We start from the raw sequence: 18,644 nt of genomic DNA, 5'->3' as shown, positions 1-18,644 counted from the left end.
ACGCTACTGCTCGGCAGAGGGGTCGACGGGTTGTTCAAGGTGCGGAATCTTGAAGGCGCGGCTGAGGGCGGACAGCTCGCTCTGGTGCAGTGCCGCCAGCAGCGCGACCAGGCGGTCGCCCTTCTTGCTGAGGTGGACTTCCACCTGACGCGCGTCGGCGTCGCTCGGGCGACGTTCGACTAGCCCCGCTTCTTCGCAGCGGGTGACCAGTGCCACCGTGCCGTGTGGCGAGGCCTGCAAGCGCTCAGCCAGCTCACCCACGGTCGCCCATTCGCGCCCCGCATAGCCCTTGATGTGCAACAGCAACTGGTATTGCAGCGGCGTGATCCCCTCGGACTGGATCAGGTCTTCGGACGCCCGCAGGAAGCGGCGCAGGTGATAGCGGAAATCGGACAGCGTCTCGAAATCCTGCTTGGACAGGGGGAGTGGGGTGGTGGGCGGCATGGTGTGGCATTACGTTTCGAGTGAAATATATCGCGACATGACATATGTGGGAAAAGTGACGAATAGACCAATTGCAACGTGACGATGCCCTTGGATTGTTGATTGAGATTCAAGAGTCTTTCTTGTCAGAGCGGGTTTATGCGCACAGGTAAAGCCAGCACACTGCGCACCATTCCCACTGCGCCAAGCGGTCACCCTTGGGGTCATCGCCATCCGCGTGCTGGTCTTAGGAGAGCATCAACATGAACCCAACCACCCCCTCCACCGAGCGCAGCGGTGCAACACTGCCGCTGCTTGCGCTCGCCGCCGGTGCCTTCGGCATCGGCACCACAGAGTTTTCGCCGATGGGCTTGTTGCCCGTGATTGCCGACGGCGTACATGTGTCGATTCCGCAGGCCGGCATGTTGATCAGCGCGTATGCCATCGGCGTGATGGTCGGCGCGCCGATCATGACGCTGCTGCTGGCGCGCTGGCCGCGCCGCAAGGCGCTGATCGCGCTGATGAGCATCTTCACCATCGGCAACCTGCTGTCGGCCGTCGCGCCGGACTACACGACGTTGCTGCTCGCGCGACTCGTTACCAGCCTCAACCATGGCGCGTTCTTCGGGCTGGGTTCCGTGGTGGCGGCCAGCCTCGTGCCGCGCGAGAAGCAGGCCAGTGCGGTGGCGACCATGTTCATGGGCCTGACAATCGCCAACGTGGGCGGGGTGCCGGCTGCAACGTGGCTCGGCCAGATGATCGGCTGGCGTATGTCGTTTGCTGCCACGGCCAGCTTGGGCTTGATCGCCATCGCGGGCCTGTTCGTCGCCCTGCCGAAGGGCGAGGCGGGCAAGATGCCCAACCTGCGTGCCGAACTCGCTGTGCTCACGCGCCCGGTCGTGCTCGGTGCGCTCGCCACCACGGTGCTCGGCGCCGGTGCCATGTTCACGCTCTACACGTACGTCGCCCCGACGCTTGCGCAACTGACCGGTGCCTCACCCGCGTTCGTGACGGCAATGCTGGTGCTGATCGGCATCGGCTTTTCGATCGGCAACATTGCGGGTGGCCGCCTGGCCGATCGCTCGCTTGATGGCAGCCTGATCGGCTTCCTGGTGCTGTTGATCGTGACGATGCTTGCCTTCCCCATGCTGGCCAAAACGCACCTTGGTGCGGCCGCAGCGCTGCTGGTGTGGGGTGTCGCCACCTTTGCCGTCGTGCCCCCGCTGCAGATGCGCGTGATGCGCGCAGCGGCCGAAGCGCCAGGCTTGGCATCGTCGGTCAACGTGGGCGCATTCAACCTTGGTAATGCACTGGGTGCGGCAGCGGGCGGTGCAGTCATCTCGGCAGGTTTCGGCTACGCAGCGGTGCCGGTTGTTGGTGCGGTGATTGCGGCGGCGGGTCTGGCATTGGTTGGCCTGCAGGTCACGCAGCGTCGGACGCGCGTGGCCATGAACCCTTAATTTGATTTGCGGAGCATAGGATGAACAAGATTCCCGCTTTCGGTCTCGGCACGTTCCGCCTGAAGGACCAGGTTGTCATCGACTCGGTCCGCAATGGCCTTGAACTCGGCTATCGCGCGATCGACACCGCGCAGATCTACGGCAATGAAGCCGACGTGGGCAAAGCGATTGCCGGCTCAGGCGTCCGCCGTAAAGACCTGTTCCTGACCACCAAGATCTGGGTCGCCAATTACGCGAAGGACAAGCTCGTGCCGAGCCTGGAAGACAGCCTCGCGAAGCTGCGCACGGACTATGTCGATCTCACGCTGATCCACTGGCCCGCACCCAACAACGGCGTGCCGCTCGATGTGTTCATGACCGCGCTGGCGGATGCCAAGGCCAGGGGCCTGACCCGGCAGATCGGTATCTCGAACTTCAACATCGCGCTGACGCAGCAGGCGATTGCCGCCGTTGGCAAAGACGCCATCGCCACGAACCAGATCGAACTGAGCCCGTATCTGCAGAATCGCAAGCTGGTGGCGTTCCTGCAGCGCGAGGGCATTCACGTCACGTCGTACATGACGCTGGCCTACGGTAAGGTGCTGGGCGATCCGGTGATCGGCGCGATCGCGCAGCGGCGTCATGCGACGCCGGCCTAGGTCGTGCTCGCCTGGGCGATGCAGCTTGGCTACTCGGTGATCCCGTCGTCGACCAAGCGCGAGAACCTCGCCAGCAACCTGCTTGCGCAGACGCTGCGTCTTACCGACGACGACATGGCACAGATTGCCGCGCTTGAGCGCAACGGACGTGAGGTCTCGCCCGAGGGTCTTGCGGCGCAGTGGGACTGAGCCACGTATCACTGATGCAACAGAAAAGGCCAAGCAACTGCTTGGCCTTTTTCCATTGAGGGGTACTGCGGCGTTAGATCAGTTTTGCCTGGACCTTTTCGATGGCCTTCAATGCGCAGGCTTCATCCAGATGACCGCCGGGCGCCCCACCCACACCAACGGCACCGATCACTTCGTCGCCAGCCTTGATGGGAACACCGCCACCCAGCACGAGAAAACCGTCGATCGCCGTCAGTTGTGCCAGCGCCGGATTCTTCTGGATGTTCTCCGCCATCTTGGCGGTGGGCGTGCGTGTCGACAGTGCCGTGAAGGCTTTGCGACGCGACGCATCGACCGTATGCAGCCCGGCATTGTCGGCACGCAGGACTGCGCGCGGCACACCCGTACGGTCCAACACCGTTACGGCCACGTTGTAGTGGTCTGCCGCACACGCTTGAACGGCCTGCTGGGCGATCTCGGCGGCCAGGCTCATCGGCAGGTTCTTCTCCTGCAGCGCTTGCGCGGATGCCGTGCCGGCCAACGCTGCCAGAGTGATTGCCGCCAGGGCGGAAGCAGAACGAATGATCATGAAAGCTCCTGAAGTGATTCACTGAAGTGCAGACCCAAGCCGCTGCCCGGCCTGGGAAGGAACCGCCTGTGGTTTCTCAAAGCACGCCCATCGGGGGCAGATGCGATCAACCGTGGCGGGGCCGATTGATGACGCCAGTGTGTGACAGGCTGTGACGCAGGAAAATGAGAATCGTCCTATCTTGCGGATCGACTCAGGTGCATTCCTAGTCGAGATTGCGCGGCGCGGCGGCATCCTGTGCCGTGCAAGTGGTGGTCGATTCGGGCGCAGATACGGCACCACCGCAATAGGGGCATCGCGGCGGATCGACTTCGGTTGCCGGCTTCTGTGATCGATTGCGCTCCAGCGCTGTCGCTACGAGTTCGGCACCCATGATGCCGGTGGGAAACGCGATGATGCCGTAGCCGAGCAGGATCGCGCATGACGTGATCAGCCTGCCCAGCGGTGTCTGCGGCGTGAGGTCGCCGTAGCCGGTGGTGCTCATCGTCACCGCCGCCCAGTACACGCCCACCGGGATGCTCGTGATGCCGTTCTCCGGCCCTTCCACCAGATAGATCACCGTGCCCAGGATGACCGTGAGCACGAACATGCCGCCGATGAAGACGAAGATCTTGCGGCGTGCACGGGTGAGGGCGCGCATCAGCGCTTGCCCTTCTTCTTGATAGATCGACAGCCCGAGAATGCGGAACACGCGCAGCAACCGCAGCAGGCGCACGTCAATCAGTGCGTGCAAGCTGGGGAAGAAGAATGCGAGATAGGTTGGCAGCACCGACACCAGATCCACGATGCCGAAGAAGCTGCGCGCATAGGCGACGGGCTTGGGCGCGGTGAGCAAGCGGAACAGATATTCCGCCGTGAACAGCAGCGTGAATGCCCACTCGGCCACGTATAGCGCGCGGCCGTACGGGACATGCAACTCCTGCACGCTGTCGGCCATGACGACGAGCACGCTGGCTACGATCAGCCCCAGCACCACGATATCGAGATTGCGTTGAAACCGTGCCGGGCTGACGGCATCGCTTGCGGCGTGGCGCACGATGCTCACGAGTTTTCGGATCGATGTCTTCATGCGCCCGACTGTAGAAGGCACAAGTCGTAACGCATATCAGAATTGACTGATTTGACGGTGCCCCGCCGCGTCAACGGGCCCTAAGGCTGGAGACGATGCTCCACCACGTCTTTGAGGCGCGCGGCAGTGATCTCACCCATGTGCGAATCGACCAGCTTGCCCTGGGCATCGAAGAACAGCGTGGTCGGCAGCCCGCGTGAGCCGAAGGTCTGCATCGCTTCTGATAGCGGGTCGAGCAGCACGTGGTTGAATGACAGCCCTTGCTGTGCGAGGAACTGCTGCACGGTGGGTGCCTGCTCTCCTTGATTGACCATCAGGAAGACGACTCCGGGGTGGTCGGACTGTGCCTGGGCGAGGATCGGCATCTCGCGTCGGCAGGGCGGGCACCAACTGGCCCACAGGTTCAGCACGACGGGTTTGCCGATGGGCTTGTCGAACGACACGGCAGATCCGTCCATGCCTTCCAGCTGCAACGCAGACAGGGATGGCGTGGCACGCTGCAGCGTCGCCAAGGTGCCTTGTGCCGTGGCCCACGCCAGCATGCCGGCGGCAATGCCGATCAAGGCTGGCCGGCGCGGTGCGCGCGCATGACGCGATTTCCAGAGCACGAGCACAACGGCGGCCGGCAGCCCGATCCACCAGTCGAATCCGCCGTCACCGATCGCGAGGATGGACCTGGGCGTGGCGAGGTACTCTGGCCACCAGCGTGCGACATAGCCAAGGCGTGCGGCAATCAGGCCAACAAGCAAGGCGTCGAGCAACAGATTGGCTGCTGTCTTGCGCGGGCCGTTCGGCTCAGCACGCTGCATCGATCGCGCAACGAGCCAAGCGATCAACGCTGCCAGCACCACGACAATCACGTGCACGGAGAACGGGCCAACACTCATCATGGGGAAACCTGCAGTCAGGGTGGGGTAGGCATCAACAAAGAAAAAAGCCGCTCCGGAGAGCGGCTTCGACAACTGGGCACATAGCCCGTCGCCACATCAGTCGTCCAGCAGCGACAGGTCGCGCACGGCGCCCTTGTCAGCCGACATGACCAGCTTGGCGTAGGCCTTGAGGGCAGCCGATACCTTGCGCGGACGCGCCTTGGCGGGCTTCCAGCCCTTGGCGTTCTGTTCCTCACGGCGGCGCGCCAGCTCTTCATCGCTCACCAGCACGTTGATCGTGCGGTTGGGGATGTCGATGCGGATCTTGTCGCCATCACGTACCAGGCCGATGGCGCCACCTGCTGCCGCTTCCGGCGAGCAGTGGCCGATCGACAGGCCCGACGTACCGCCCGAGAAGCGGCCATCTGTCAGCAGCGCGCAGGCTTTGCCCAGGCCCTTGGACTTGATATAGCTCGTCGGGTAGAGCATTTCCTGCATGCCGGGGCCGCCCTTCGGACCTTCGTAGCGCACGATCACCACGTCGCCGGCCTTGACCTTATCGGCGAGGATGTTCTCGACCGCTTCGTCCTGCGATTCGGTCACGTGGGCGGTGCCTTCGAACACGAGAATGCTGTCGTCCACGCCAGCGGTCTTCACCACGCAACCATCCAGCGCGATGTTGCCCGTCAGCACGGCCAAGCCACCTTCCTTCGAGAACGCGTGTTCGTTCGAGCGGATGCAGCCTTCTGCACGGTCCAGATCCAGGCTCGGCCAGCGCGTGCTCTGGCTGAACGCCACCTGCGTCGGAATGCCGGCCGGGCCTGCGCGGTAGAACGTCTGCACGGCTTCGTCCGAGGTGCGGACGATGTCCCACTGGTCCAACGCGTCTTTCAGCGTGGGCGCGTGCACGGTCGGTGCATCGGTGTGCAGCTTGCCGGCGCGGTCCAGCTCGCCCAGGATGGCCATGATGCCGCCCGCGCGGTGCACGTCTTCGATGTGGTACTTGTTCGTGTTCGGTGCGACCTTGCACAGCTGCGGCACGACGCGTGACAGGCGATCAATGTCGGCCATCGTAAAGTCGATCTCGGCTTCCTGCGCAATCGCCAGCAGGTGCAGGATCGTGTTGGTCGAGCCGCCCATGGCGATGTCCAGCGTCATCGCGTTCTCGAACGCCTTGAAGCCGACCGAGCGCGGCAGCACGCGCTCGTCTTCCTGTTCGTAGTATTGGCGAGCCAGCTCAACGATGCGGTGGCCGGCGCGCTTGAAGAGCTGTTCACGGTCTGCATGCGTGGCGACCACGGTGCCGTTGCCCGGCAGCGAGAGCCCCAGCGCCTCGGTCAGGCAGTTCATCGAGTTGGCCGTGAACATGCCCGAGCACGAACCGCACGTCGGGCAAGCCGAGCGCTCGACTTCCGCCACTTCCTCATCGGTGTACTTGGTGTCGGCGGCGATCACCATCGCGTCGATCAGATCGAGCTTCTTGATCTCGATCGCCTTGGTGACTGGGTTGGCCAGGCGGGTCTTGCCCGCTTCCATCGGGCCACCCGACACGAAGATCACCGGAATGTTGAGGCGCATGGCGGCCATCAGCATGCCCGGGGTGATCTTGTCGCAGTTCGAGATGCAGACCATCGCATCGGCGCAGTGCGCGTTGACCATGTACTCGACCGAGTCGGCAATGATCTCGCGGCTCGGCAGCGAATACAGCATGCCGTCGTGGCCCATCGCGATACCGTCATCCACGGCAATCGTGTTGAATTCCTTGGCGACGCCGCCCGCGGCTTCGATCTCGCGCGCGACGAGCTGGCCGAGATCCTTCAGGTGTACGTGGCCGGGCACGAACTGGGTGAACGAGTTGACGACCGCGATGATCGGTTTCTGGAAGTCTTCGTCTTTCATGCCGGTGGCGCGCCACAGCGAGCGCGCACCTGCCATGTTGCGGCCGGCGGTGGATGTTTTGGAACGGTATGCGGGCATTGTGGGTACTGAAGAAGGTCGATTGTGGGAGCGGGCCACGCGGATAAAGGCCCTCGCGCGCCCGTGCGATCAACCTCTTGAGCCGCGCCCGGGGCAAAGACTTCCATTATCCCACGTCTATCCGGAGCGCTGTCTTCCGCCAACGTTCTTGCGCCTCCGTACAAAGCGCTTCGGGAGGCCTACCGGCGTAGAAGGACAATCATGACGCCCAGCGCGAGCAGGATCAGAACAACGCCCGAAATGCGCTCCAGCCAAGGTAGCGTCCGCGTGAAGCGTCGCAACACGGTCTGGTTACCGATCAGGATGGCGATCAGCAGGTCCCACAGCAGCACTGCGCCGAACATCCATGTCCCGTAGATCAGCTTCCAGCCAACGCTGGCGTGCGGCCCGGTCAGCATTGCGGCCAGGCTCGCGTAGAACAACGCGTTTTTCGGATTGAAAATGCCCGAGAGAAAACCCACGCCGGCCGCGCGTAACCACGCCACAAGCGGTTGCGTGAAGGCTGCGCGACGGCCCGAGACCGACACCTCCAACGTGCTGCTGCCGGCATGGCGCACGAACAGCACACCGAGATAGAGCAGGTAGGCGCATCCGGCCACTTGCAGCACAAGGAACAGCATCGAGTCAGGCCGAAACGCGGCCGTGCCCGTGAACGCGGCAACGATGAACACGCCGTTGGCCAGCGCAATACCCATGCATGCGCCACTGGCCACGCACCAGCCGGCCGATAGTGACGTTCGGGCGATCAGGAAGAAGTCAGGGCCGGGGGAGAGCAGCGCTAGGAAATGCGCTGCGGCGATGATCAGGAACTGCTCCATCTGGGGCACACGTGCGAGTTGTTTTCCGCAGTGTGCTGACGACGGCGTTTTCTGTATTGAAGGAAATTGCAATCGCAGTGTTATGGGCGAAAGCTGCCTGGCGTGGTGCCCGCATGCGCCTTGAAGACCCGTTGGAAGTGCGCTTGATCGGCAAAGCCCAGGTATTGCGCCACGTCAGAGAGGCTGGTCCCAGCGCGTATCGACTCCCTGGCCAGGTTAATTCTGTGATTGAGTTGCCAGGCATGCGGCGTCATGCCCGTGACGGCGCGGAAGGCGCGAATTGTCTGATAGCGGCTTAAATCCGCCAGGCGCGCCAGCGTCTCCAGGGGCACGTTGGACGCAGGCGCTGCCCGCAGGCAGTCCAGTACGGGTTCGATCTGCTTGGCCAAGTGCGCGGGAACGCCGGGGGTCTCGATGCGCAAGCCTTGTTCGGTGTCGCAGTCGCCAATGAACTCGATTAGCGCGGCTTCTTTGGCGCATGGGCTGGCTTCGGAGAACAGCAACGCGTTGAGCTGACAAAAGCGCGCATAGACGGTCGGCGCGGTAACGATGTGCACGGACTCGGCGTCGACGGGGTTGGCCTGGACATACTCCTGCCTGAGCGCTCGCAGCCAGTCGGCATCCAGGTGCAGCATCTGGTAGCTCCACGCTGTGTTGGGGGCTGGGTTGCAGGCATGTACGCGCGCGGCGGGCACGAACACCAGCGTGCCGGGATGCAGCGCGACTGGGCCATCGGCCGCGCCGGTGAATAGGCTGCTGCCGTCATCGACCGCCCCGATGGAGTAGGTCGGGTGGCAGTGCGGCTTGTAGCAGGCACGGCTATGGCAGGCGCGGCGGCTCTCGACGAAGGGCATCGCAGGGTCGTGCCAGAATGCCTGGGTCGAATCGCGACTCGACTTCGTGCGGAATGGAGTGGCCGGCATAGTGGGAGCCTCGGCGAGGTGGGTCGTGTTTCGTGACAACGGCTTTATGGCCCCGCGACGCCCTGCACAGAATGAAAAAGCCGCTTCTGAATGAACAGAAGCGGCTTGGAATCTGGTGCCCGAGGCCGGAATCGAACCGGCACGCCTTGCGGCGGGGGATTTTGAGTCCCCTGCGTCTACCAATTTCACCACTCGGGCAGGTACAGCTTAGCCAGTCATTATGCCAGAAGTCCGGCCAGCCAAACAAGGCAGGGCGGAAGGAGCGCGGTCAACCCGCTTTTTGCGCATTCTGCAGCTCAAGCACACGCAGCAGCGACGCCGTATCGTCATACCCCCAGCCGTTGGCGACCAGCGTGTTGAGTTGCGAGGCCACCAGCTCCATTGCCGGCATTTGCAGGCCCAGTTCCTGAGCAATTTCACGCACGAGGCCGAAATCCTTGTCGTGCAGGCGCGCTTCGATGCCGGCGGCAAAGTTGCGCTCCGCCATCTTCGGCCCTTCCATGTCGAGCATGCGGCTGCCCGCAAAGCCCGGGCCGATGGCGGCCAGCACGCGCGACGGATCAGTGCCCTGGGCGCGCGCAAACAGCATGGCCTCGGCAATGCCCTGGATGTTGATGACCTGCACGATCTGGTTGCATGCCTTGGCAACCTGGCCCGAGCCATGGCCGCCGATGTAGGTGATGGTGGTGCCCAGCAGTTGCAGCAACGGGCGCACGCGTTCGAGCACCTCCGGCTTGCCGCCCACCATGATCGACAGCGTGGCCTTCTGCGCGCCGCCCGTGCCACCGGAAACCGGCGCATCGAGAAACTCCAGCCCTGCGGCTTCCAGCTCGGCTGCAATCCGGCGCGTGGCCACGGCGGAGATCGTGCTGTGGTCGATACACACCGCGCCGCGCGGTGCACCGGTGACAACGCCATCCGGCCCGAGCAACACGCCTTCCACATCGGCGGTGGAGGTGACGTTGGTAAAGATGACCTCGGCGTCGCGCGCCGCTTCAGCAGGCGTGCTGCACGGTTCGGCACCGATGGCGCGGGCGTTGTCGGCAGCTTCCGGGCGGCGCACATAAGCGCGCACGGTGTGGCCGGCGGCAATCAGGTGCTGGACCATCGGCGTGCCCATGTTGCCGAGGCCAATGAAGGCGATGCGTGTCATGGCGAATCTCTACGTGTTGATTTAGCGCGGGCCTGCGTAAGCAAAGCGGCCGTTCTTGATGATGCCCATCACGCGCGAGCGTTGGTCGAACCCCTGGTGATCCTGGGCATTCAGGTTCAGCACGCCGTTGGGCACGGTCAGGTCACGCGTGGTTTCGAGCGCATCGCGCAGGGCGGCGCGGAAGGCCGGGGTGCCAGGTTGTGCGCCGGTCTTGAGCGCGCGGGCGGTTGCGTTATCGAGTAACTGCCAGGCGCCCCAGGCATCGCCCGCAAATTGCGTGACGCTGTTGGGGCCGTACTTGGCTTCGTAGCGATCGGCAAATTCCACGGCCACCTTGCGTACCGGATGGCTGGCCGGCAGCTCGCGTGCCACCACTACCGGGCCGGTCGGGAAGAGGGTGCCCTCCACGTCCTTGCCACCGACCTTCAGGAACTCCGTGCTGGCGATGCCGTGCGTCTGATAGATGCGGCCCTTGTAGCCGCGCTCGACCAGGGTGCGCTCGGGCAGGGCAGCCGGCGTGCCGGCGCCGGCAATCAGGATGGCGTCCGGTTTGGCGGCCATCAGCTTGAGCGCCTGGCCGGTGACGCTGGCGTCTGTGCGGGCAAAGCGCTCGTTGGCGACGACCTTCAGCTTGCGCACGTCGGCCAGCTTCGAGAACTCGCGCCACCAGCTCTCGCCATACGCATCGGTAAAGCCGATAAAGCCGACCGTGTGCACGCCGCTATCTGCCATGTGCTGCGTGACGAGCGTCGCCATCTGCGAGTCGTTCTGCGGCATCTTGAAGGCCCAGCGGCGCTTGGCGTCCTGCGGCTCGACGATGGAAGCCGATGCCGCCAGCGTGACCATCGGCGTTTGCCCCTCGGCTACGGCGTCAAGCGAAGCCAACGCCGTCGGCACGATTGTCGGGCCGACGATCACGTCCACCTTGTCTTCGGCGATCAGCTTGCGCACGTTGCGCACCGCCATCGACGGGTCGGACGCATCGTCCAGCACGATCACCTGCGCGCGCTGCCCACCAATGGTGGCAGGCCACATCTGCACGGTGTTCTTGCTGGGGATGCCGATGGCCGCAGCCGGGCCGGTGGTCGAGAGCACTACACCCACACGGATGTCAGCTTGGGCAGGAAGGGCAAGGGCGGCAGCGCTCGCAAAGAGCGCCACGCCACACAACAGGCGACGTCGGGTCGTCATGCAATCTCCGGAAAATTCAGGTTTCAGGCGAATCAGAGCTCGTAGGCTTCGTGCTCGCCGGACATCAGTTGTTCGACCAGCTTGCGCGTGAGCGCCGGCGCAAACAGTTCGATGAAGGTGTAGACGAAACCGCGCAGATACGCGCCCTGCTTGACGCCCAGGTGTGTGACATTGGTGCCGAACAGGTGCCCGGCCGGAATGGCGCGCAGGTTGCGGTCGCGCTCCGGGTCAAAGGCGACGCCGGCCACGATGCCCACGCCCAGGCCCACTTCCACGTAGGTCTTGATGACGTCGGCGTCGATGGCCTCCAGCACGATATCCGGCTTGATCTGGCGTAGCTCGAAGGCATGGTCGATCTTGGGCCGGCCGGCAAAGTGCTGGTCGTAGGTGATGAGCGGATATGCCTTCAGGTCTTCCAGCGTCAGGTGCTGGCGCGAGAGCAGTGGATGGTCGGGTGGCGTGACCACCACGTGCTGCCACTGGTAGCCCGGGATCGAGATCAGGTCCTTCACATGCGACATGCCCTCGGTGGCGATGGCGATGTCGGCTTGGTCGTGCAGCACCATCTCGGCGATCTGCGCGGGCGTGCCCTGCTGAATAGAAAGGCGCACCTTGGGGTACTTGCGGGTGAATTCAGCAATCGCCTTGGGCAGGGCATAGCGCGCCTGGGTGTGGGTGGTGGCGATCGTGAAGTTGCCCTGATCCTGGGCCGCGTAGTCTTTGCCCACGCGTTTGAGGGTTTCAACCTCTTCCAGCACGCGCTCGACCGAGGCCAGGATGCGGCGGCCTGGCTCCGTGAGACCCCGGATGCGCTTGCCGTGCCGCGTGAAGATGTCGACACCCAGCTCTTCCTCCAGCTCGATAATGGCCTTGGAGACGCCTGGTTGTGATGTATAGAGCGCTTTTGCCGCTTCGGTCAGGTTGAATTTCTGCCGCACGGCCTCGCGAACGAAGCGAAATTGGTGAAGGTTCATGGCTGGCGATCGAATGCAAGAAAAGCGAGCGATCAGATCGTTACTTATAACCGAGCCCATATAAACAAACAATTTTTTATTGGTTTGGGATATGAGGCCACTTCATTACGATGCTCGAACTTCGTGATAACACGCCCTCACTGTCCCTTTTCCCCCGCGCTATGACGCTCGCCTATACGGTTTCCGGTTTGCTGGTCGGCCTGTTGGTCGGCCTGACGGGCGTTGGCGGCGGTTCGCTGATGACGCCGCTGCTGACGCTGATGTTCGGCTTCTCGCCGGCCACCGCCGTGGGCACGGATTTGGCGTTTGCGTCGCTGACCAAGGGTGTGGGCACGATTGCGCACCGCAGCCACGGGCATATCCGCTGGGACATCGTCAAGCGCCTCTGCCTGGGCAGCCTGCCTGCTGCGCTAGTGACGGTGATCGTCTTGAAGAGCGCCGGCAACCTGGATGCCGAGTGGATGCGCCTCATTCGCCTGACGATCGGCGTGTCGGTCATCCTGACGGTGATCTCGCTGCTGTTCCGCCAGCGCGTGCTGGGCTGGCTGGCCGCCAACCCGCGCTACCGCCTGCAGGGCACAGCGCTGGCCGTGGCGACCATCGTCGTTGGCGTGGTGCTGGGCGTGCTGGTGACGGTATCGTCCATCGGCGCCGGTGCCGTGGGCGCAACGCTCATCCTGATCCTGTACCCCGAATTGAAGAGCGCCGAAGTGGCCGGCACCGACATCGCCTATGCCGTGCCGCTGACCGCCGTGGCGGGCCTCGGCCATATGTACCTGGGCACGATCGACTGGAACCTGCTGGCCTCGCTGCTGGTGGGCTCGATCCCGGGTATCTGGCTGGGGGCGCGCCTGTCGAAGAATCTGCCGGAACGTCTGGTGCGCGGCGCGCTTGCCGCCACGCTGACGGTCACGGCCATCAAGCTGGTGTCGTGATGCGGGACGCTATGCCGATCCGGTCCATGCCGACCCTGCTTGGTTGTTGCTGCTGTCGTTGAACCGACGGCAGCAGCCACCCAAAGAATCGTTTCCCCCAATTGAATCGCACGCCGGCATAGACCGGATTGGACTGAACAGTCATGTACCAATACGACGCTTACGATCACCGCCTTGTCGCCGACCGCGTTGCGCAGTTCCGCGACCAGGTGCGCCGCCGTATCTCGGGCGAACTGACGGAAGAAGAATTCCTGCCGCTGCGCCTGCAGAACGGCCTGTACTACCAGCGCCACGCCTACATGCTGCGCGTGGCAATTCCCTATGGCCACCTGCGTGCCAACCAGATGCGCATGCTCAGCCATATCGCCGCCGAGCACGACCGCGGCTATGGCCACTTCAGCACGCGCCAGAACATCCAGTACAACTGGATCAAGCTGGAAGAGGTGCCGGACATCCTGAGCAAGCTGGCCTCGGTGGAAATGCACGCCATCCAGACCTCGGGCAACTGCATCCGCAACATCACGACCGACCAGTTTGCTGGTGTGGCGCCGGATGAGGTGATCGACGCGCGCCCGCTGGGCGAAATCCTGCGCCAATGGTCGACGTTCATCCCCGAATTCGCGTTCCTGCCGCGCAAGTTCAAGATTGCCGTGTCGGCCTCGCGCGAAGACCGCGCTGTGACGCAGCTGCACGACATCGGCGTCTACGCCTATGAGAAGGACGGCCAGACGCTGCTGCGCATCCTGGCCGGCGGCGGCATGGGCCGTACGCCAATCCTTGGCGCGATCATCAAGGAAGACCTGCCGTGGCAGCACCTGCTGTCGTACATTGAAGCTGCTGTGCGCGTGTACAACCGCCATGGCCGCCGCGACAACAAGTACAAGGCGCGCATCAAGATTCTCGTGAAGGCCATTGGCGCGGAAGAATTTGCCCGCCAGGTGGAAGAAGAGTGGCAGCACATCAAGGACGGCCCGTCGACCATCACGCAGGCCGAGTTCGACCGTGTGGCGCAATGCTTCGCGCCGCCCGCATATGAAAAGCTGGCCGACACCGACGCTGGCTACGAGAAGGCCCTGCTGGAGAACAAGGCGTTCGCGCGCTGGGTGAGCCGCAACGTGCATCCGCACCGCGTGCCGGGCTATGCCGCCGTCACGCTGTCGCTCAAGCCAGGCGCGGCACTGCCCCCGGGCGATGCCACGGCTGAGCAGATGGCACTGGTGGCCGACTGGTCCGAGCGCTTCGGCTACGGCGAACTGCGCGTGGCGCACGAGCAGAACCTGATCCTGCCGGACGTGAAGAAGCACGACCTGTTCGACCTGTGGCAACTCGCCAAGGAACACGGCATGGCCACCGCCAACATCGGCCTGCTGACCGACATCATCGCGTGCCCGGGCGGCGATTTCTGCTCGCTGGCCAACGCCAAGTCGATTCCCATCGCACAGGCGATTCAAGCGCGCTTCGATGACCTCGATTACGTGCACGACCTGGGCGATCTGTCGCTCAACATCTCGGGTTGCATCAACTCGTGCGGCCATCACCACGTCGGCAACATCGGCATCCTGGGTGTCGATAAGCACGAAGAAGAGTGGTACCAGGTGTCGCTGGGCGGCGCACAGGGCAACGACTCGGCGATCGGCAAGATCATTGGCCCGTCGTTCAAGGCCGAAGAAATGCCCGACGTGATCGAACGCATCATCGACACCTTCGTCGCCAACCGCACGGAAGACGAACGCTTCATCGACACCTACAACCGCATCGGCATGGCCCCGTTCAAGGAACGTGTCTACGCCCGTGAAGAAGCCTAATTGCCGAGGGAAACGAACATGAGCAAGATCATCAAGTTGCAAAACGGTGCCCCGCAAATCGTGGCCGACGAGTGGACCGTGCTCCGCGCCCCCGAGGGTGGTGAACTGACGCAAGCCGATGTGGATGCCGCCACGCACGCCATCGTGCCGCTGGCCTTCTGGCAAGCCAATCGCGACGCGCTGCTGACGCGTGCGCGCGCCGGCACGCTGGCCGTGTGGCTGGCTCCGGACGACGAGCCGTTTGCATTGGAGGCCGATCTGCCGAACCTGTCGCTTGTAGCGGTGGATTTCCCCGTCTTCCGCGATGGTCGCGGCTACAGCACGGCGTTCCTGCTGCGCCAGCGCCTGGGCTTCACGCGTGAGCTGCGCGCCATCGGCGACGTGCTGCGCGATCAGCTCGACTTCATGCGCCGTTGCGGTTTCGACGCCTACGCTGTGCGCGCCGACAAGAGCATCGACGATGCGCTGCACGGCTTCGGCGAGATCAGCGTGCGCTACCAGGGCGCCATTGACGAGCCGCGCCCGCTGTTCCGCCGCGAGCGTGCACCCGAAGCGAGCGCGGCATGAGCGATCTGCAAGAAGCTGCCGTGTCCGAAGTGCCGGTGTCCGCAATCGGGCGCCCGGTGCTGTGGACGCGCCCCGTCTACACCGGCACGGCTGAAGCCCTGGCTGCGAAGGAAGCCGCGCTGTTCGAGCGCCTGGCCGAGATTGCCGCCAAGCACGGCGTGGCGAAGTTCGCCACCAGCCTGGCCGCCGAAGACATGGTCGTCACGGATGCCATCCTGCGCAGCCCTGAGACTGTGCGCGCGCACCTGCCGATCTTCACGCTGCAGACTGGCCGCCTGCATGCCGAAACGCTGGCGATGCTGGATCGCATCCGTGAACACTACGACTATGCGGTCGAGCAATACGCACCGGACGCCCGCGCAGTGGAGGCCTACGTGCGCGACCACGGCCTGAATGCGTTCTACGACAGCATTGAACTGCGCAAGGCCTGCTGCAACATCCGCAAGGTGGTGCCGCTGAACCGCGCACTGAAAGACGCCGATGCATGGCTGACCGGCCAGCGCCGCGAGCAGGCCGTCACCCGTGCCGACCTGCCGTTTGCCGAAGATGACGACGCCCGCGGCATCGCCAAATACAACCCGCTGTTCGACTGGTCCGAGCCCGAAGTCTGGGCTTACCTCGAACAACATGACGTGCCCACCAACGCACTGCATGACAAGGGCTATCCCAGCATCGGCTGCGAGCCCTGCACGCGCGCGGTGCGTGCTGGTGAAGATGTCCGCGCCGGCCGCTGGTGGTGGGAATCGCGCGACAGCAAGGAATGCGGTTTGCATGCGGCCAACGTGTCGCACAAAGCTTGAGGAAATGAAGATGGGTGTGATGAGCGAAATCCCCGGCACGGCACTGACGTCCGTGCAGAACGAGCACCTCGACTGGCTGGAAGCCGAGTCGATCTACATCATCCGCGAGGTGGTGGCCGAGTGCCGCAACCCGGCACTGCTGTTCTCGGGCGGCAAGGATTCGATCGTCATGCTGCACCTGGCGCTCAAGGGCTTCCGACTGGGCGACCGCAAGATCGATCTGCCGTTCCCGCTGGTGCACATCGACACGGGTCACAACTACCCGGAGGTGATCCAGTTCCGCGATGAGCAAGTCGCCAAGCTGGGCGCGCGCCTCGTGGTCGGCCATGTGGAAGACTCCATCAAGCGCGGCACCGTGCGCCTGCGCAAGGAAACCGATTCGCGCAACGCCGCACAGGCCGTCACGCTGCTGGAAACGATCGAATCGCACGGCTTTGACGCCCTGATGGGTGGCGCCCGCCGCGACGAAGAGAAGGCCCGCGCCAAGGAGCGCATCTTCTCGTTCCGCGACGAGTTCGGTCAGTGGGATCCGAAGGCCCAGCGCCCGGAACTCTGGAGCCTGTACAACGCCCGCATGGCGCAAGGCGAACAGATGCGCGTGTTCCCGATCTCCAACTGGACCGAGCTCGACGTGTGGCAGTACATCGCCCGCGAGAACCTCGCGCTGCCGCCGATCTATTACGCGCATCAACGTGAAGTCGTGCGCAAGAACGGCCTGCTGGTGCCCGTCACGCCGATCACGCCCAAGGCCGACGGCGACGAAAGCGAAGTCCTGTCGGTGCGCTTCCGCACGGTGGGCGACATCAGCTGCACGTGCCCGGTGGCCAGCACCGCTGCCACGCCGGCCGAGATCATCGCCGAGACGGCCATCACCGAGATCACCGAACGCGGTGCCACGCGCATGGACGACCAGACGAGCGAAGCCTCGATGGAAAAGCGCAAGAAGGAAGGGTATTTCTGATCATGAGCAACCAAACATCGCACCAAGGGCTGCTGCGCTTCATCACCGCTGGTTCGGTCGACGACGGCAAGAGCACGCTGATCGGCCGTCTGCTGTACGACAGCAAGGCCGTGCTGACCGACCAGCTGCAAGCGCTCACGCGCGCCAAGAACAAGCGCACCGCCGGCGAAGACATCGACTTTTCGCTGCTGACCGACGGCCTGGAAGCCGAGCGCGAACAGGGCATCACGATTGACGTGGCGTACCGCTATTTCTCGACCGCGCGCCGCAAGTTCATCATCGCCGACACGCCGGGTCACGAGCAGTACACGCGCAACATGGTGACGGGCGCCTCGACCGCGCACGCCGCCATCATCCTGATCGACGTCACGCGCGTGACGACCGTCGACGGCAAGGCTGAGCTGCTGGCCCAGACCAAGCGCCATTCGGCCATCGTCAAGCTGCTGGAGCTGCAGCATGTGATCGTGGCCGTCAACAAAATGGACCTGATCGACTACAGCGAAGCACGCTTCAACGAAATCCGCACCGCGTACGACGCACTGGCCACGCAACTGGGCCTGCGCGACGTGCGCTACGTGCCGGTGTCGGCCCTGCGCGGTGACAACATCGTGCACGCGTCCGAAGCCATGCCGTGGTACCAGGGTGAGCCGTTGCTGGCGCTGCTCGAAGACCTGAAGGTGGAAGATACCGCCCCGGCGGGCGACGACGCACTGCGCTTCCCGGTGCAGTTCGTGGCGCGCCAGGATGGCTCGCAGGCCGATGATTTCCGTGGCTACATGGGCCGCGTCGAGGCCGGCACCGTGCGCGTCGGCCAGGCCGTGCGCGTGCTGCCCGCCAACCGCGAGACGACCGTCGCTGAAGTGCTGACGCCGAACGGCGCGGCGGATTCTGCCGGCCCCGGCGAGACCATCACCGTGCGCCTGGCGGACGACGTGGACATCTCGCGCGGCGACACCATCGTCGCGGCACCGACGACGGCTGCCAATGCCGCCAAGAAGCTGCACGCGGATCTCTGCTGGTTCGACGAACACGAACTGAACCCGGCCCGCAAATATGTGCTCAAGCACACGACCACCACCGTGTTTGCGCGCGTGTCGGAAGTCGAGCGTGTGCTGGACGTTCACACGCTGTCGCACGAAACTGGCCGCAAGCAGATCGCGCTGAATGACATTGGCACCGTCAATATCAGTCTGCAGAAGCCGATCGTCTGCGACGCGTATGGCGATAATCCGGCCACCGGCGCGTTCATCCTGGTGGACGAAGCCACGCACCATACGGTGGCGGCAGGCATGATCCGTGCGTTTTCCTGAAGTGAAGGGGCGCC

The 18,644-nt window shown here is 63.9% G+C and carries 17 protein-coding genes, 1 tRNA gene and 1 pseudogene; 8 read left to right on the top strand and 11 right to left on the bottom strand.

What is annotated here, in order from left to right; translation table 11 throughout:
* Positions 1–3: 3 nt before the first annotated feature.
* A complete protein-coding gene (locus tag C404_RS46800) occupies positions 4–444 on the bottom strand; it encodes a MarR family winged helix-turn-helix transcriptional regulator (RefSeq protein WP_021195692.1) in 441 nt (146 codons plus the stop codon).
* Between the two features lie 242 nt (positions 445–686).
* On the opposite strand from C404_RS46800, the gene C404_RS46795 reads away from it, so the two are divergent.
* Together C404_RS46795 and dkgB are read left to right on the top strand one after the other, a co-directional pair.
* The gene (locus C404_RS46795) at positions 687–1,883 is read left to right on the top strand and encodes an MFS transporter (RefSeq protein WP_021195691.1); all 1,197 of its coding nucleotides are present in this window, start codon (positions 687–689) and stop codon (positions 1,881–1,883) included.
* 20 nt (positions 1,884–1,903) lie between these two features.
* A pseudogene (gene dkgB / locus C404_RS46790) lies at positions 1,904–2,710 on the top strand (2,5-didehydrogluconate reductase DkgB).
* A gap of 73 nt (positions 2,711–2,783) precedes the next feature.
* On the opposite strand, the gene C404_RS46785 reads toward dkgB, so the two are convergent.
* The 10 genes from C404_RS46785 to C404_RS46740 all read right to left on the bottom strand — a co-directional run bounded on the left by C404_RS46785 (position 2,784) and on the right by C404_RS46740 (position 12,252).
* A complete protein-coding gene (locus C404_RS46785; RefSeq protein WP_021195688.1) occupies positions 2,784–3,278 on the bottom strand; it encodes a GlcG/HbpS family heme-binding protein in 495 nt (164 codons plus the stop codon).
* A 205-nt stretch (positions 3,279–3,483) separates the two neighbouring features.
* Positions 3,484–4,347, bottom strand: coding sequence for an ion transporter (locus tag C404_RS46780; RefSeq protein ID WP_021195687.1), 864 nt, complete (start codon positions 4,345–4,347; stop codon positions 3,484–3,486).
* 80 nt (positions 4,348–4,427) lie between these two features.
* Positions 4,428–5,237, bottom strand: a complete 810-nt coding sequence (locus C404_RS46775) for a TlpA family protein disulfide reductase (protein ID WP_021195686.1) — start codon at positions 5,235–5,237, stop codon at positions 4,428–4,430.
* 96 nt (positions 5,238–5,333) lie between these two features.
* Positions 5,334–7,193, bottom strand: a complete 1,860-nt coding sequence (gene ilvD / locus C404_RS46770) for a dihydroxy-acid dehydratase (protein ID WP_021195685.1) — start codon at positions 7,191–7,193, stop codon at positions 5,334–5,336.
* Positions 7,194–7,372: 179 nt separating this feature from the next.
* A complete protein-coding gene (locus C404_RS46765) occupies positions 7,373–8,011 on the bottom strand; it encodes a LysE family translocator (protein WP_021195684.1) in 639 nt (212 codons plus the stop codon).
* An 80-nt stretch (positions 8,012–8,091) separates the two neighbouring features.
* Positions 8,092–8,934, bottom strand: coding sequence for an AraC family transcriptional regulator (locus C404_RS46760; protein WP_031329600.1), 843 nt, complete (start codon positions 8,932–8,934; stop codon positions 8,092–8,094).
* Positions 8,935–9,047: 113 nt separating this feature from the next.
* Positions 9,048–9,132, bottom strand: a tRNA-Leu gene (locus C404_RS46755).
* Between the two features lie 70 nt (positions 9,133–9,202).
* Complete coding sequence (locus tag C404_RS46750; RefSeq protein WP_021195682.1) at positions 9,203–10,087, bottom strand: NAD(P)-dependent oxidoreductase; 885 nt, start codon at positions 10,085–10,087, stop codon at positions 9,203–9,205.
* A gap of 21 nt (positions 10,088–10,108) precedes the next feature.
* A complete protein-coding gene (locus C404_RS46745; protein WP_021195681.1) occupies positions 10,109–11,278 on the bottom strand; it encodes an ABC transporter substrate-binding protein in 1,170 nt (389 codons plus the stop codon).
* A gap of 32 nt (positions 11,279–11,310) precedes the next feature.
* Positions 11,311–12,252, bottom strand: coding sequence for a CysB family HTH-type transcriptional regulator (locus C404_RS46740; protein WP_021195680.1), 942 nt, complete (start codon positions 12,250–12,252; stop codon positions 11,311–11,313).
* 161 nt (positions 12,253–12,413) lie between these two features.
* Between C404_RS46740 and C404_RS46735 the strand changes: the two genes are divergently transcribed.
* From C404_RS46735 to C404_RS46710, 6 genes are all read left to right on the top strand, one after another.
* Positions 12,414–13,187, top strand: coding sequence for a sulfite exporter TauE/SafE family protein (locus C404_RS46735; protein ID WP_021195679.1), 774 nt, complete (start codon positions 12,414–12,416; stop codon positions 13,185–13,187).
* A 143-nt stretch (positions 13,188–13,330) separates the two neighbouring features.
* A complete protein-coding gene (locus C404_RS46730) occupies positions 13,331–14,992 on the top strand; it encodes a nitrite/sulfite reductase (protein WP_021195678.1) in 1,662 nt (553 codons plus the stop codon).
* 18 nt (positions 14,993–15,010) lie between these two features.
* Entirely contained in the window at positions 15,011–15,559 is a 549-nt protein-coding gene (locus tag C404_RS46725; RefSeq protein ID WP_021195677.1) for a DUF934 domain-containing protein, read from the top strand.
* Positions 15,556–16,359, top strand: coding sequence for a phosphoadenylyl-sulfate reductase (locus C404_RS46720; RefSeq protein WP_021195676.1), 804 nt, complete (start codon positions 15,556–15,558; stop codon positions 16,357–16,359). The genes C404_RS46725 and C404_RS46720 overlap by 4 nt, the downstream gene beginning before the upstream one ends.
* Positions 16,360–16,369: 10 nt before the next feature.
* Positions 16,370–17,320 carry a sulfate adenylyltransferase subunit CysD gene (gene cysD, locus C404_RS46715; RefSeq protein ID WP_021195675.1) on the top strand — a complete coding sequence of 317 codons (951 nt, stop codon included), beginning with the start codon at positions 16,370–16,372 and terminating at the stop codon, positions 17,318–17,320.
* A gap of 2 nt (positions 17,321–17,322) precedes the next feature.
* Positions 17,323–18,630, top strand: coding sequence for a sulfate adenylyltransferase subunit 1 (locus C404_RS46710; protein ID WP_021195674.1), 1,308 nt, complete (start codon positions 17,323–17,325; stop codon positions 18,628–18,630).
* The last annotated feature ends 14 nt before the right edge of the window (positions 18,631–18,644 follow it).

Source organism: Ralstonia sp. AU12-08, assembly GCF_000442475.1.
Taxonomy (GTDB): Bacteria; Pseudomonadota; Gammaproteobacteria; order Burkholderiales; family Burkholderiaceae; genus Ralstonia; species Ralstonia insidiosa.
The sequence above is the reverse complement of the archived record's forward strand: the minus strand, read 5'-3'. Positions and strand labels throughout refer to the sequence as shown.